This window comes from Mycobacterium sp. pUA109, from assembly GCF_041287095.1.
In the GTDB taxonomy this organism is placed as follows: domain Bacteria; phylum Actinomycetota; class Actinomycetes; order Mycobacteriales; family Mycobacteriaceae; genus Mycobacterium.
This window is the reverse complement of the sequence record NZ_JBGGKS010000010.1, coordinates 135,576-149,560: the sequence shown is the minus strand read 5'-3', so window position 1 is coordinate 149,560 and position 13,985 is coordinate 135,576. Positions and strand designations below refer to the sequence as shown.

Here is a 13,985-nt window from a genome sequence, read left to right as displayed (position 1 = left end):
CCTGGCAGTCATCGCCGCAGCGCCCCGGACAGGCTGCGCCAGGTGCCCCGCAGCGCGTAGAGGGCCGTCACCGCCGACGCCAGGACCATCACGACGAACATCGGCAGCCAGTTGCTCCGCTCGTGGTCCACGCTCCACCACACCAGCGTGAACAGCACCGCGCACACGAACAACACGATGTCGCGCCAATCGCCGTGCAGTGACGTCGCCATCGCCCGCAATGCCCGGCCGCGGTCGAACGTCGCCACCAGATCATCGATGCGGCCGTCGATGGTGCGCTGCAGATCGGCGCGCCGCTGCTCTTGCTGCTCCGGTATCCGGTCGAGCAGGTCCAGGTCCTGTTTGATCATGGCGCGGATATCGGGTCCCTTGAAGTTTCCCGCCACCACACCGAGCAGCGCCCCGCCGGCGACGGGTGCGGTGCCCATGACAATGCTGGCCAAACCCGGCATGGTCGCGTCGTCCCCTTCCGTTCGGTCCTCGCGCCACATTACGACCGTGTCCGACGTGCACCAACTACTTCGACAAGCGGGTTGCCGAGGTCGCGGCAGCGGGCCGCAATACAGTGGCATCGTGGCCGCGCGACGATCGGAGTACCGCCGGTGAAAAACTCGCCCGCACCCTCAGCGCCGTGTTGGCCGGCAACGCCGCCCCGCCGGATCGTTACGAATCAGCCATCTGGTGTAACGTTCTGTCGAGCGGGAAGCATGCCCCCACGGAGAGTTGAGCGTAGTGGTCCAGGCTCCGTCACCGCGCGCATGGCCTGGAAAGGGACCAGATGAACGACGCGTTGGCCCGGTCCGGCATCCTCCAGGGCGTCACCCCCGAAGCCGCGGCCGCCCTGACCAGCCACCTGCAGCAGGTCACCTTCCCGCCCGGCCACACGGTATTCGTCGAGAACGAGCCCGGCGATGAGCTGTACATCATCCTGGCGGGCAGAATCAAGGTCGGCCGCAAGACCGCGGACGGCCGGGAAACGCTGATCACGCTGATGGGCCCCGCCGACATCTTCGGTGAACTCGCCCTGTTCGACCCCGGCCCGAGAACCTCGACGGTGACCACCCTCACCGAGGTGCGCGCAGTGACGATGGACCGTCACGCCTTGCGGGCCTGGATCGCCGAACGCCCCGAGATCGCTGAGCAGTTGCTGCGGGTCTTGGCGCGTCGGCTGCGGCGCACCAACAACACCTTGTGCGACCTGATCTTCACCGATGTGCCGGGGCGGGTGGCCAAACAACTGTTGGACCTGGCGATGCGGTTCGGCGCGCGCGAGGGCGACACGCTGCGGGTCGATCACGCGCTCAGCCAAACGGAACTCGCTCAGCTGGTGGGCTCCTCCCGGGAAACCGTCAACAAGGCGCTGGCTGACTTCACCCAGCGCGGCTGGATTCGGCGCAGCGGCAAAACCATCTTCATCGACCAACCGGCCAAACTCGCCCGCCGCGCGGCATCGTGATCTCGGCGGGGCCACAACCGAAGTCGCCCCCCGGCACCTAGCTTCCCCGTCATCGCCGCAGGTCGCCTACTAGACGTAGCGCAAAAGGGGGCGTATACCAGCGATAGAGACGCTGAACAGGCCGCATCGTGACCGGTTCCGTATCCGCCACCACTCATCGGGCGGGAGGGACACCATGCCATCCGCATACTGCCGTCACCGGATCGCCGCCCTCGCAGCGACGAGCGTCATCGCCGCCGGAGCCGCCGTCGCTGCCCTGATCACCGCACCCGCGCCGCGCGCCGACCCGGGTGCCCGGTGTGAGAACCAGGACCTCGGGACCGTCTGCGATGGCCCGATCCGTGCCGACAACACGTTCAGCCGATGCACCGCGGTGGGCGCGCTCTACATCGGTAAGGGCCGTTTCCTGCCGCCCCGCGAGTCCTGCTGGGTCGTGGACCTGAACACCAACCCGGACTTCGGTGCCGGCCTGCCGCCGTACCACATCGGCGGGTAGCAAACACCGCCGAACGCGGCGAACCCCGCGCGCACCGGAGGTAGTCTCATTTCCCAGCCGTGCTGGACGGCGCGCCAGCGATCACGCGGGAAGGGGCGGAACCGTGAAGCGATACTTCTTCGCCGGACTGGCTGGCGTGCTGATGGGCGCGGGGCTGATCGTGTCGGCACCGACGGCCAGCGCGGGATGCATCGACGCCCAGTTGCTGCTCTTCCCCGGCACCCCGAAGTGCGACGGCCCCATCCTGCCCGACGGCTCGTGGCGACGCTGCGTGGTCTACTCCGCCCCGCCCGGCGACCCGTACGCCCAGCCGGACTGCCACCTGATGGGACCGAACGTGGAGCACATTGTCCACCCGTTCTACGACCCGCCGACCCACATCGACCCCTAAGCCGAGGTTCTACCCCATCAGCTGGGCGGCCAGGGTCGCGCCGAGTTCCCAGCAGGCCTCCAGGTCGTTCTTGGTCGGCTTACCCGAAACCCGCACGTATTCGGCGGCTTTCGCCCAACCCAGCCCGGTCGTGATCGCGTCGACGGCGCGTTCGGCTCCTTCGGTGCCCTCGTTGCCGTGCAGATAGAGCCCGAACGGTCGCCCGCGGGTGGAATCCAGGATCGGGTAATAGCAGACGTCGAAGGCGTGCTTGAGGGCGCCGCTGACATACCCCAGGTTGGCCGGGCTGCCCAGCAGGTAGCCGTCGGCGTCCAGCATGTCGGCCGGTGAGACGCTCAGCGCGGGCCGGCGCACCACCTGCACGCCTTCGATCTCGGGGTCGGTCGCGCCGGACAGCACCGCCTCGAACATCTGCTGGCAGTACGGCGACGGCGTGTGGTGCACGATCAGCAGCGTCTTGCTCATGGGCGTCCCTGCAGCTCGACGGCTTTTTTCATCGCCGCCCGGGCGCGGCGCCGATCCCCGGCGTAGTCGTAGGCCCGCGCCACCCGGTACCAGCGCCGCCAGTTCTCCGGGTCGCTGTCCAGTTCGTCGCGGACGGCGGCGAACAGGGCGTCGGCGGCGTCCCGCTCGATGCGCCCCGACGGCCGGCGCGGTAACGCGCTGACGTCGAGCTCCAGCCCGTCCTCGGCGATGAGCCGGGCCAGCTTCTGGTGGGCGAACCCGGCGCGCAGGGTGGCGATCATGGCCCACAGCCCGATCACCGGTAGGGCCAGCAGCGCCACCCCCAACCCGACGGCCGCGGCCCGCCCGGATGTGATCATGAGCACCGCGATGCGGCCGAGCAGCCCGAGGTACAGCAGCATCGCCAGGCACATGAAGGCGATCAGCAGCTGGGTCCCCCGGATCATCGCAGGTCAAGCAGCGGTTCTAGTCCGATGGTGAGGCCGGGTCGGGCGGCGATGCCGCGCACCGCCAGCAGCACCCCGGGCACGAACGAGGTGCGGTCCAGGCTGTCATGCCGGATGGTCAGGGTCTCGCCCTCGGTGCCGAACAGCACCTCCTGGTGGGCAACCAGCCCCGCCAACCGCACCGAATGCACGGGGATGCCGTCGACATCGGCGCCGCGGGCACCCGGCAGGCTGGTGCTGGTGGCATCGGGGTTGGGCGGCAAGTCTTTTCGGGCTGCGGCGATCAGTTGAGCGGTCCGCGCGGCGGTGCCCGACGGGGCGTCGGCCTTGTGCGGGTGATGCAGTTCGATGACCTCTACCGATTCATAGAAGCGTGCGGCCTGGGCGGCGAAATGCATGGACAGCACCGCACCGATCGCGAAATTGGGGGCGATCAGCACCGCGGCGCCCGGTTTGGCGTCCAACCACGACCGCACCTGGTCCAGCCGCTGCGCGGTGAACCCGGTGGTGCCAACGACGGCGTGAATCCCGTTGTCAATCAAGAATTTCAGATTGTCCATCACAACGTCGGGATGGGTGAAGTCGATCACCACCTCGGTGCCGCTGTCGGTCAGCAGGCCCATCGGGTCACCGGCGTCGACCTGCGCGGACAGGGTCAGATCCTCGGCGGCTTCCACGGCCGCCACCATCGTCGCGCCGACCTTGCCTTTGGCGCCCAACACTCCCACTCGCATGGGTTAGAGACTAGCCGGGCATGGACAACGTCCCCGATTGCCGGTACACAGGAGGAGATGCAGCAGTGCGGCCGCCACCCCCGGCACGGCGGTACCCGCATCCCTGATCACCAGTCGACCCGCCCGGCATATCGCCTGGTCATCCCGGTTTTTGACCCGCTCGGGTGTGAGAACCGCCGGCACCGGGTATTGCTTACGGGCCGCGACTCATTGACCGAAGGATTGTCCACTTAAGTCACCGCTAAGCAGGTTTGAGTCCACGCGTGGGGAGACTGTAATGACGCTGGCCGAATTGCCGACCGCCGTCGGCCGTCGAGTGACCGACCCGAGACCGCTGGCCAAAGACGTCTCGGCCGAGTTCGATCAGATGTCCGGCCGGACGGTGGTCTCCGCGCTGGATATAAACACACGGGAGCTTCTCGACCTCTTCTCGGTTGCCGCGCGGCTGCAGAGCGGAGCGACGGCGACCGACGCGCTGCACGGAACGATCGTGCTCACCGCGTTCTTCGAGCCCAGCACCAGGACCCGGCTCTCCTTCGAATCCGCCGCTCACCGGCTGGGCGCGTCGGTCATCAGCATCCCCGACGCCGAACACACCAGCGTGGACAAAGGGGAATCGCTGGCCGACACCGGGATCATGTTCGACGCCTACGCCGACATCGTGGTGTTGCGCCATTTCGCGGACAGTGTGATCGAGGACATCCGCGCCCACGGCATGACGACACCGCTGATCAACGGCGGCAACGGCCGCCGGGAACATCCCACCCAGGCCCTCGCGGACTGGTACGCGCTGGTGAAATGGCGTCCGCAGTTGGCCGAGCGGTGCACCGACGGCGACCGGCTCTCGTTGGGCATTCTCGGCGCACCGCGCCGGATGCGCTCGCTGCGCAGCTTCCTGCTGATGGGCGCACGGCACTTCTGCCCGAGTATCCGCGACATCACCATCATTTCCGACGATCCGCAGCCGCTGGATGACGAGGTCGCGGCGCTGCTGGACCAGCAGCGGATCGAATACCGGTGCACCAACGAATTCGCCGCAAACGCACCGGAATTCGATGTCATCTACCAAAACTCGCTGGGCTTGGAGGGACACAAGTATCGCGAACTGGAGCCGAAATACCGGGTCGACTCCAGCACTGCCCTCCAGCCGGGTGCGGTCGTCATGCATCCCCTGGCCCGGCACGACGAGCTGGGGACCGACCTCGACGACACACCCCACAACCTGTATTTCGACCAGGCCGCGGGTGCGGTGTTTGTCCGACAAGCCTTACTGCTGGCGATCAGCGGTCGGCGCGACGCGTTAGGTAACGAAATCTGACTGTATGTGTGGCATAACAGGATTCTGGACTCTGCAACGGCTCGGGCCCGACGCGCCCGACATCGTCGACCGCATGACCGACACCCTTGGGCATCGCGGCCCGGACGGTCCCGGCACCGCGCTGCACCCGGAGTCGGGGCTGGCGATGGGGCATGTGCGCTTGGCGATCAACGATCTGAGCCCCGGCGGCAAACAGCCGCTGTCGGCGGCCGCCGGCGACGTCGTGGCGACCGTCGCCGGCGAAATCTACGGCTTTCAGCGGATGCGGGCCGAGCTCACCGCGCGGGGGGAAAGCTTTCACTCCAAATCCGACAGCGAATTGGTGCTGGCCCTGTACCGGCGCTACGGGTTGGATTTCGTGCAGCATCTGCGCGGCGAATACGCGATCGCCCTGGTGGATTTGGCCCGCGACCGGCTGGTGTTGGTCCGCGACCGGTTCGGGGTGCGGCCGCTGTTTTTCCACCCGGGCACCGAGATGGTGGGCTGGGCGTCGGAGGCCAAGGCGCTGTTGGAGCATCCGGCGGTGCCGCGCCGGCTGTCGCGGTCGGCCGCGGTGAATCAGCTGGTCCAGGTCATGGTGCCCGGCTCCACGGCGTTTGAGGGCATCGAATCGGTGCGGCCCGGCCACATGGTGGTGGTCGACCGGTGCGACGGCCGGTTCCGGGTCCGCACCCACCGGTACTGGGACCTGGATTTCCCGCACGACGGCGGGTGGGATGATCTCGAACCGCAGCAGCATGTCGAGGCGGTGCGGTCGGCGATTACCGACGCGGTCGCATTGCGCATTCAGGCCGATGTCCCGGTGGGCCAATACCTGTCCGGGGGCATGGACAGCGGCGCCATCTTGGGGATGGCGACCGCGGTGGCGCAAACCTCGCCGCAGGCGTTCACGATCGGATTCGAGGATCCGGCCTACGACGAGTCCGACATCGCCACCAAGGTCGCCGAACACAACGACGCCCAGCTGCAGATTCGGCGCATCGGGGAGGGCCAGCTCTACGACGACAACTACGTGCGCGCGGTGTGGCACAGCGAGCGGACCTTCTACAACACGCTCGGCGTGGCCAAGATGCTGCTCAGCCAAACCACCCATGCCGCGGGCTTCCGCGCGGTGCTCTCCGGGGAGGGCGCCGACGAGTTGTTCGCCGGCTATCCGGCGTTCGCGCTCGACCATGCCTCCGGGCAGCTGAACCCGGCCGATGACCTGTTCGTCGGGGCGATCCTGGCGGCCCAACCGCAGCGCCATCCCGGCTTCGAGGCGGTGATGGGCTTCACCCCGGGCTGGGTGCAGCCGTGGGTGTCGGCCTGGCATCGGGTCAAACCGCTGCTGGCCGACGGGCTGCTCGCGGATCTCGGCGGCTACGACCCGCTGGAGGCGGTGGCCCAAAGCCTCGACCGGGGGCAACTCGAGCATCGCGGGCGGCTGGATAAGGCCCAGTACAGTTGGATCAAAACCATGCTGGACGGTCAGATCCTGAGCTGGGGCGGCGACCGGATGGACATGTCGCATGCCGTGGAGACCCGGCCGGCGCTGCTGGATCATCGGGTCGCCGAAACGGCGGTGCGGGTGCCGCCGAACCTGCGGATCCGGGAGGGCACCGAGAAGTGGGTGCTGCGCGAAGCGCTGCGCTACGCGATGCCCGACTTCTTGTACCGCAAACGCAAATTCGCGTTTATGGCGCCGCCCGCGCATCGTTCGGTGACCCAGTCGGCACGGCTGTCCCGGTTGACCGACCGGTACTTGAGCCATGACCGGATCGCCGCGGCGGGGATCTGCGCGCCGGACCGCACCCGCCGGTTTTTAGCCGAGGTGCCCGCCGACAACGCCGCCGCCAACGAGCACGACAAGATCCACAACCACCTGCTGGGGCTGCACATCCTGCACGACCTGTTCGTCGCGTAGGCCACCGCCCTCCCCCGCGAGCGTGCGCAGATGTACGGGGTTGCCCGCGGTTTCGTGTACATCTGCGCACGCTCGCCGCGGAGAGGCGGAGCCTAGGCGTCGAGGACGATCCGGCCGTCGGCGGCCCGCGAGACACAGACCAGCATCTCGTCGTCGCCCTCGGCGCCGCGGCCGCGCCGCTCCACCTGGCCGGCCAACACCTTGACCTTGCAGGTGCCGCAGAACCCCTGCCGGCAGGAATAGGGGGTGGTGGGATCCGCGTCGACCATGACGTCGAGCGCGGACCGATCGGCCGGCACCGCCAGCACCCGCCGCGAGTGGGCCAACTCCACCTCGAATGGTGCCCCGTCGACCACCGGGGGCGGGCTGAACCGTTCGTAGTGCAGCGGCGCATTGGCGTGCTCGTCGCGGGCGATGCGCACCGCCTCCAACATCTCGGCCGGCCCGCACACGTACACCGCGGTGCTCGGTCCGGCGTCGGCGAGCAGGTCCGCGGTGCCGGCGAACCCGCCGCGCTCGTCGTCGGCCCACACGGTGACCCGGTCCGGGTCCACCGCCAGCACCTCATCCAACAGCGGCATGTCGCCCCGGCTGCGCCCGGCATACACGGCGCGCCAGTCGATTCCGCGGGCCTGTGCCTCGACCAGCATCGGCAAGATGGGTGTCACCCCGATTCCGCCGATCACGAACAGCACGTCGTGCTCCCCGGTGCCGAGATAGAACGCGTTGCGGGGCCCCTCGAATACCAGGGTGTCGCCCTCGGCGTAGCTGTCGTGCATCTCGATCGACCCGCCGCCGCCGTCGTCCAGCCGGCGCACCGCGATGCGGTAATCGGTGCGCCGCCCGGGCGGGCCGCACAATGAATACTGGCGGCGCCGGCCCGACGGCAGCTGGACGTCGATGTGCCCGCCGGGCGTCCAGGACGGCAGCAGCCCGCCCTGCGGGTCGGCCAACGTCAGCGCCACCACATCCGGGGTAAGCATTTCGCGTTTGGTGACCGTCGCGGCGATGGTGCGCCGCACCGGCGTCACCCGCGACGGGTCCCAGCGCGAGACCGCCGCGAACCCGCCGAACAGCTGCACGGCGCCGAATAACGCGGCATAGAACCGGTCATGTTTGCGACGACCGTACAGGTCGGTGGGCCGGGTTTTCCAAATCTGTTGGGACATGGTGGGCCTCAGCGTTGACGGATGTCGTAGCGGGCGAATAACCGCAGCGCGGTGGGGCTGATCCGGCGCATCGCGTAGCCGAACTTGGATTCGGCGGCGATCGGCAGCACCGGCGGTCCGGTCTTGATCGCCTTCACGATCGCTTTCGCGGTGGCCTCCGGGGTGTAGTTGCGCCGCCGGTAGGCGGCGTCGGCCTTGGCACGGGCGCGTTCTTGCTGCTCGGCCGTCATCCCCGCGTACACGGTGCTTTTCGCGATATTGGTGTTGACGAATCCGGGGCACACCGCGGTGACGGTGATGCCTTCGTCGGCGAGGTCGGCGCGCAGCGATTCGCTGAACGCCAACACCGCCGCCTTGGTGGTGCTGTAGGCGACCATGGATTTCGACGGCAGATACGCCGACGCCGACGAGACGTTGATGATCGTGCCGCCCTGACCGCGCTCGACCATCTGCGCGGCGAACGCCCGGCTGCCGTTGATGACGCCGCGCAGGTTGACGCCCAGGATGGCGTCCCAGTGCTCGGGGCTGGTCTCCAGGAACCGCCCGGCCATCCCGATCCCGGCATTGTTGATCAGGATGTCGACCACCCCGTGCTCGGTGTTCACCTGTGCGGCAAGGTCATTCACGGCCGCTTCGTCGGTGACGTCGACCTGGTACACGGCGGCCTGGGCGCCGGCCGCGGTGACGGCCGCGGCGGTGGCGTTGGCACCGTCGCGGTCCCGGTCGACGATGATCACCGTGCCGGCGCCCTGACGAGCCAGTTCCACCGCAGTGGCCCGGCCGATTCCGGCGCCCGCGCCGGTGATCAGCGCCCGCTTGCCCCGCACGTCGCGGCGATCGGTGGCGACGGTGTCGGTCTCCCCCGCCGTGCCGGCCACCGCCCGATCCACCCACTCGGCGGTCAGCCGGGCAATCACGTCGGGTCGCGCGGTGACCACCCAGTGTCCGCCTTCGATGGGGACGACGCGGCCGCCGGTCGGGATGCCGCCGGTGAACCGCTGCAGGGCGGGGGTGACGAAGATGTCCCGACGCGGCGCCAGCACTTGCACCGGCACCGTGGTCGGCGGTGGCTGCGGCGCCGGCGACAGCAACGGCGCCGGCATATTGGCCCGGTACAGGTTGAGCCCATTGCGGTAGTCGCCGGGGCTGCGCGGCACGGTGCGGCGTTGGGTGCGGGTGCTGGACCGGCCGATGCGGTCAAGGGCGTCAACAACTTTGCCGCCCAACCCGGAGCCGAACAGCACCTCGGGCAGGCGGGGGGTCAAAAAGAGCCAGATGTAGCCGGACGCCAGCGCCTGTTTGGCGACGTCGGCGACGGCGCGGGGGCTGCGGGCCGAGCGCAAGAACTTGCCCGCATAATCCAGATGAGGACCCGAAATCGAAGTGTAGGAACCGATTTGGGGCATCATGGTGGTGTCGGTGACCGCGGCCCAGCCCTGGATCGACCCCCAGTCGTGTCCCAGCAGGTGCACCTGGTCGACCTCGAGGTGCGCGATTACCGCACCGACGTCGGCGACCAGTTGGCCAAACCGGTATCCGGACCGGTCCGCCGGCGCCGAGGACTCACCGGCCCCACGCACGTCGTAGGCGACAAAGTTATAGCGCGCCCCGAGGTGTTCGGCTACCGCGTCCCAGACGTGGTGGTTGTCCGGGTAGCCGTGGATGGCCAAGATGGTGGGCCGGGCCGGGTCGATGTCGGTGTAGCGGTGCACCGCAAGGGTGACGCCGTCCGAGGCGGTAACGGTACTCAATGGATTCCTGTCAGTGAGTGGCGCGGGCGGCCGGTGAGATGGCCAGGTAGTTGACGGCGCGCTCTACCCCGCCGAGCTCGGATGGATGGAAACTCGGCTTGTAGTAGGCGCCGATCACCCGGATGAACTCGAACGGCGCGGGGACCAACCGGCGTCGCGCCGCGACAAACCAGTCCCGCCAGCGGGGTTTGGTGCCCGGCGGCAGCTCCGGGTCCACCGAATACATGAACCGCAGCCCGCGCACCCACAGCCACAGCATCAGCGGGGTGACGATTAGCTGGGTGCGGGCCTGCCGCCAGTAGCCGGCCCGCAGATGCTTCATCACGTCGAAGGCGACGGCCTTGTGTTCGACCTCTTCGGCGCCGTGCCAGCGCAGCATGTCCATCATCACCGGATCGGTGCCCAGGGCGTCGTGTTCGGGGGTGTCCAGCACCCACTCCCCCAGGATCGCGGTGTAATGCTCGATGGCCGCCACCAGCGCCACCCGCTCCAGCAACCACTTCTGCTGCCGGCGTTTGCTCCAATGCGGCCGGTCGCCCAGCAGCTTCTCGAACAACCAGTGCACCTGGTCGGTGAACGGCGACATATCGATGCCCTTGGCGGCGAAGTAGTCGACCACCCCGGTGTGGGCCTGGGCGTGGGTCGCCTCCTGGCCGATGAAGCCCTGCACGTCCAGCCGCAGTTGGTCATCGGCGATCAGCGGCAACGCCTGCTTGAACAGCTCGACGAAGAACTCCTCGCCGGCCGGCAACAGCAGGTGCAGCACATTGCAGAAATGGGTGCTGAACGGCTCGTTCGGCACATAGTGCACCGGCAGGGTCGACCAGTCGAACTTGACGTCGCGCGCCTCCAACACGATGCGCTCGTGATCGAGGGAGGCATCGTGTGGGCCGGCCGCCCGATCATCAACCGTGAGCATCATGACCTCCCGCGGGGTTTACAAAAACAGCTGATTTGTCCCCTATTTTGACATTACTAGCCAGTAAGTATAGCCGCTGCGCGACCTTCAGGGAAGATCACGGTACCGCGGGTACCTGGAATTTGCGATGCCGCGCGGGGGGTCGGGTGTGCCGCCGCTCAGCCGGCCTCGGCGCGCCGTTTGAGGCGTTGCAGGGTGACCCGGATGTGCTCGGCGTTGGCCGCCGTGCGATCGGTAACCCCGGTTGTCAGTGGGGTGATCTTGCGGATCCAGCGTGGCCGACGGTCCCAGGTGCTCTCGGTGACCCGGCAGCCGTCGTCGTCAAGCGCGGTGATCTCGTAGCGCCAGTGCGCGACCGGGATGACCGCGGCGCGCACGTCGAACGCGAAGGCGCGGGCGGGTTCGGCGGCGGTAACCGTGCAGGTGGTGCTCCATCCCCGGGCGCCGTTGCGGTTCTGGCCGGTGAACACCGCGCCCGGCCGAGCCGCATCCCCGTCGCGCCACCGCATGGCGACCGCCTCCTCGGCCAGGTCGGCCAACACCGCCAAGTCGGTGATCAGCGCGTACACCGCCGCCGGGCTGGCGTTGATCTGCACGCTGGCGGACACGGAGGGTGGGCCGGCCACGTCGCTCATGCCGCCGAGCATAGCCAGGCCCGTCGGCCGGTGCAGCAGTGGCGAATGTGACTGGCGATGCCCGGAACTTTCTTCACAATGGAGGTATGCGGGTCGGTATTCCGGCGGAAGCCAAGAACAACGAGTTCCGGGTGGCCATCACCCCGGCCGGGGCCGCCGAACTGACCCGCCGCGGCCACGAGGTGCTCATCCAGACCGGCGCCGGCGAGGGTTCGGCGATCAGCGACGCCGATTTCAAGACCGCCGGCGCGCGCCTGATCGGCACCGCCGAGCAGGTATGGGGCGAGGCGGACCTGCTGCTCAAGGTCAAGGAGCCGATCGACAGCGAATACGGGCTGCTGCGCAGCGGGCAGACCTTGTTCACCTTCCTGCATCTGGCGGCCTCCCGGCCGTGCACCGAGGCGCTGCTGGCCGCCGGCACCACCTCGATCGCCTACGAGACGGTGCAGACCGGCGGCGGCGCGCTGCCGCTGCTGGCCCCGATGAGCGAGGTCGCCGGCCGGTTGTCGGCGCAGGTCGGCGCCTACCACCTGATGCGCACGCACGGCGGCCGCGGGCTGCTGATGGGTGGGGTGCCCGGGGTGGGACCGGCCGATGTGGTGGTCATCGGCGGCGGCACCGCCGGCTACAACGCGGCCCGCATCGCCGGCGGCATGGGCGCACACGTCACCGTATTCGACGTCAACATCAACCGATTACGGGAGCTGGACGCCGAGTTCGGCGGGCGGATCCGGACCCGCTACTCCGCGCCGTACGAGCTCGAGGGTGCGGTCAAGCGCGCCGATCTGGTGATCGGGGCGGTGCTGCTGCCCGGCGCCAAGGCGCCCAGGGTGATCGACAACGCCGTTGTCGCGCAGATGAAGCCGGGCACGGTGCTGGTCGACATCGCCATCGACCAGGGCGGTTGTTTCGAGGATTCCCGGCCCACCACCCACGACGACCCGACCTTCGCCGTGCACGACACCCTGTTCTACTGCGTGGCCAATATGCCGGCGGCGGTGCCCAAGACGTCGACGGTGGCGCTGACCAACGCCACCATGCCCTACGTGCTCACCCTCGCCGATCGGGGCTGGCTCGCGGCCTGCCGCGGCGATCCCGCGCTGGCCCACGGGCTTTCCACCCACGGCGGCGCGCTGCTGTCCCCGCGGGTGGCCGCCGACCTGGACTTGCCGGTCACCGACCCGACCAGCGTGCTGGCGTAGGGCGCGAGCTGAGCCCGCGAAAGTGCGCTCACGCAGCGGAAAATCGAGTGGCCCCCTGCGTCAGCGCACTTTCACGTGACGGCCGATCAAGTCAGGCTGGCGATGATCTGGGCGGCGGAGCCGGTGCGCGCGGACGCGAACGCCGTTCCCGCCCACAGGCTGGTGCCGTGCGGGTCGTCGGTGGCCACGGCGGCCTTGCGGATCGGTGACGTCATGTGGTGGACCTCGGGATACCCCAGCGGTGCGACGTCGTCGAGGAAGCGGGTGAAGTTGTTCGCCAAACCGCGGGCATACCGACCCGAAAACGCCCGCGTAACAAGCGTTGTGCCGAACTCGGGGTTGTTCAGCGCGCCGCGGTGGGTGGCGTTGGTGCCGGCCTCATCCGCCAGCAGCAGCGCCGTGCCGACCTGGGCGGCCACCGCCCCCCGATGCAGCACGGCGGCGACGTCGTAGGCGCTGCCCAGTCCCCCGGCCGCGATGAGCGGAACCCGATGGGTGGCGCGGATCTTGTCGAGCAACTCGTCCAGCGACTCGGTGCCGGGCTCCATGTCCGGGGCGAAGGTGCCCCGGTGCCCGCCGGCATCCGGACCCTGCACCACCAGACCGTCCGCACCGGCGGCGACGGCCACCCCGGCCTCATAGGCCGACGTCACGGTGACGAACAGCAGCATGCCCAGCGCGCCGAACCACCGCAGCACATCCGGCGGCGGGGTGCCGAAGGTGAAGGACACCACCTCGGGCCGCACATCGGCGAGCACCTCCAGCTTGCGCTGCCAGGCGTCGTCGTCGAACCGGGGCGCGCCCAACTCGACGCCGTAGTGTTCGGCGACCTGATCGAGTCGCTGCGCGTAGTAATCCAACTGGGCGTAGTCGGCGACGCTGGGCTGGGGCACGAACAGGTTGGCCCCGATCGGGCCGGTGGTCAGGGCGCGCGCGGCGGCGATATCGTCGGCCAACCGCTCGGGGCTCACGTACCCGCCGGGCACGAAACCCATCCCGCCGGCATTGGACACCGCGGCCGCCAGCGCCGGGGTCCCCGGACCACCGGCCATCGGCGCCCCCACGATGGGCGCCTCGAGGTCCCAGAAGCCCAACACCAT

Annotated in this window: 15 protein-coding genes; 6 read left to right on the top strand and 9 right to left on the bottom strand. The window is 68.8% G+C overall.

The window, feature by feature from the left end:
• Positions 1-8: 8 nt before the first annotated feature.
• Positions 9-452, bottom strand: coding sequence for a hypothetical protein (locus tag ACAG26_RS13650; protein ID WP_370483007.1), 444 nt, complete (start codon positions 450-452; stop codon positions 9-11).
• 326 nt (positions 453-778) lie between these two features.
• Here ACAG26_RS13650 and ACAG26_RS13645 point away from each other — a divergent pair, with 326 nt between their 5' ends.
• The 3 genes from ACAG26_RS13645 to ACAG26_RS13635 all read left to right on the top strand — a co-directional run bounded on the left by ACAG26_RS13645 (position 779) and on the right by ACAG26_RS13635 (position 2,343).
• A complete protein-coding gene (locus ACAG26_RS13645) occupies positions 779-1,456 on the top strand; it encodes a Crp/Fnr family transcriptional regulator (protein WP_370483005.1) in 678 nt (225 codons plus the stop codon).
• A gap of 175 nt (positions 1,457-1,631) precedes the next feature.
• Positions 1,632-1,952 carry a hypothetical protein gene (locus ACAG26_RS13640; protein WP_370483003.1) on the top strand — a complete coding sequence of 107 codons (321 nt, stop codon included), beginning with the start codon at positions 1,632-1,634 and terminating at the stop codon, positions 1,950-1,952.
• Positions 1,953-2,055: 103 nt separating this feature from the next.
• Entirely contained in the window at positions 2,056-2,343 is a 288-nt protein-coding gene (locus ACAG26_RS13635) for a hypothetical protein (RefSeq protein ID WP_370483001.1), read from the top strand.
• A 9-nt stretch (positions 2,344-2,352) separates the two neighbouring features.
• Here the strand turns inward: ACAG26_RS13635 and ACAG26_RS13630 are convergent, their stop codons facing one another.
• The 3 genes from ACAG26_RS13630 to dapB are packed head-to-tail and all read right to left on the bottom strand — an operon-like array spanning position 2,353 to position 3,988.
• Entirely contained in the window at positions 2,353-2,808 is a 456-nt protein-coding gene (locus ACAG26_RS13630) for a flavodoxin family protein (RefSeq protein ID WP_370482999.1), read from the bottom strand.
• Entirely contained in the window at positions 2,805-3,254 is a 450-nt protein-coding gene (locus ACAG26_RS13625; protein WP_370482998.1) for a hypothetical protein, read from the bottom strand. Before ACAG26_RS13625 ends, ACAG26_RS13630 begins: the two co-directional genes overlap by 4 nt.
• Positions 3,251-3,988 carry a 4-hydroxy-tetrahydrodipicolinate reductase gene (gene dapB, locus ACAG26_RS13620; protein WP_370482996.1) on the bottom strand — a complete coding sequence of 246 codons (738 nt, stop codon included), beginning with the start codon at positions 3,986-3,988 and terminating at the stop codon, positions 3,251-3,253. The genes ACAG26_RS13625 and dapB overlap by 4 nt, the downstream gene beginning before the upstream one ends.
• A gap of 277 nt (positions 3,989-4,265) precedes the next feature.
• Here dapB and ACAG26_RS13615 point away from each other — a divergent pair, with 277 nt between their 5' ends.
• Both ACAG26_RS13615 and asnB read left to right on the top strand, forming a co-directional pair.
• Positions 4,266-5,306, top strand: coding sequence for an aspartate carbamoyltransferase (locus tag ACAG26_RS13615; protein WP_370482994.1), 1,041 nt, complete (start codon positions 4,266-4,268; stop codon positions 5,304-5,306).
• A gap of 4 nt (positions 5,307-5,310) precedes the next feature.
• Complete coding sequence (gene asnB / locus ACAG26_RS13610; protein ID WP_370482993.1) at positions 5,311-7,209, top strand: asparagine synthase (glutamine-hydrolyzing); 1,899 nt, start codon at positions 5,311-5,313, stop codon at positions 7,207-7,209.
• A gap of 92 nt (positions 7,210-7,301) precedes the next feature.
• Here asnB and ACAG26_RS13605 read toward each other — a convergent pair whose 3' ends face one another.
• The 4 genes from ACAG26_RS13605 to ACAG26_RS13590 form a co-directional block, all read right to left on the bottom strand.
• A complete protein-coding gene (locus ACAG26_RS13605; RefSeq protein WP_370482991.1) occupies positions 7,302-8,378 on the bottom strand; it encodes a 2Fe-2S iron-sulfur cluster-binding protein in 1,077 nt (358 codons plus the stop codon).
• Between the two features lie 8 nt (positions 8,379-8,386).
• Complete coding sequence (locus ACAG26_RS13600; protein WP_370482989.1) at positions 8,387-10,129, bottom strand: SDR family oxidoreductase; 1,743 nt, start codon at positions 10,127-10,129, stop codon at positions 8,387-8,389.
• Between the two features lie 10 nt (positions 10,130-10,139).
• On the bottom strand, positions 10,140-11,048 hold the full coding sequence (locus ACAG26_RS13595) for a metal-dependent hydrolase (protein ID WP_370482987.1): 909 nt from the start codon (positions 11,046-11,048) through the stop codon (positions 10,140-10,142).
• Positions 11,049-11,206: 158 nt separating this feature from the next.
• Entirely contained in the window at positions 11,207-11,683 is a 477-nt protein-coding gene (locus ACAG26_RS13590) for an SRPBCC family protein (protein ID WP_370482986.1), read from the bottom strand.
• An 86-nt stretch (positions 11,684-11,769) separates the two neighbouring features.
• Here ACAG26_RS13590 and ald point away from each other — a divergent pair, with 86 nt between their 5' ends.
• A complete protein-coding gene (gene ald, locus ACAG26_RS13585) occupies positions 11,770-12,885 on the top strand; it encodes an alanine dehydrogenase (RefSeq protein ID WP_370482985.1) in 1,116 nt (371 codons plus the stop codon).
• 86 nt (positions 12,886-12,971) lie between these two features.
• Here the strand turns inward: ald and ACAG26_RS13580 are convergent, their stop codons facing one another.
• The gene (locus ACAG26_RS13580) at positions 12,972-13,985 is read right to left on the bottom strand and encodes a nitronate monooxygenase (RefSeq protein WP_370482983.1); all 1,014 of its coding nucleotides are present in this window, start codon (positions 13,983-13,985) and stop codon (positions 12,972-12,974) included.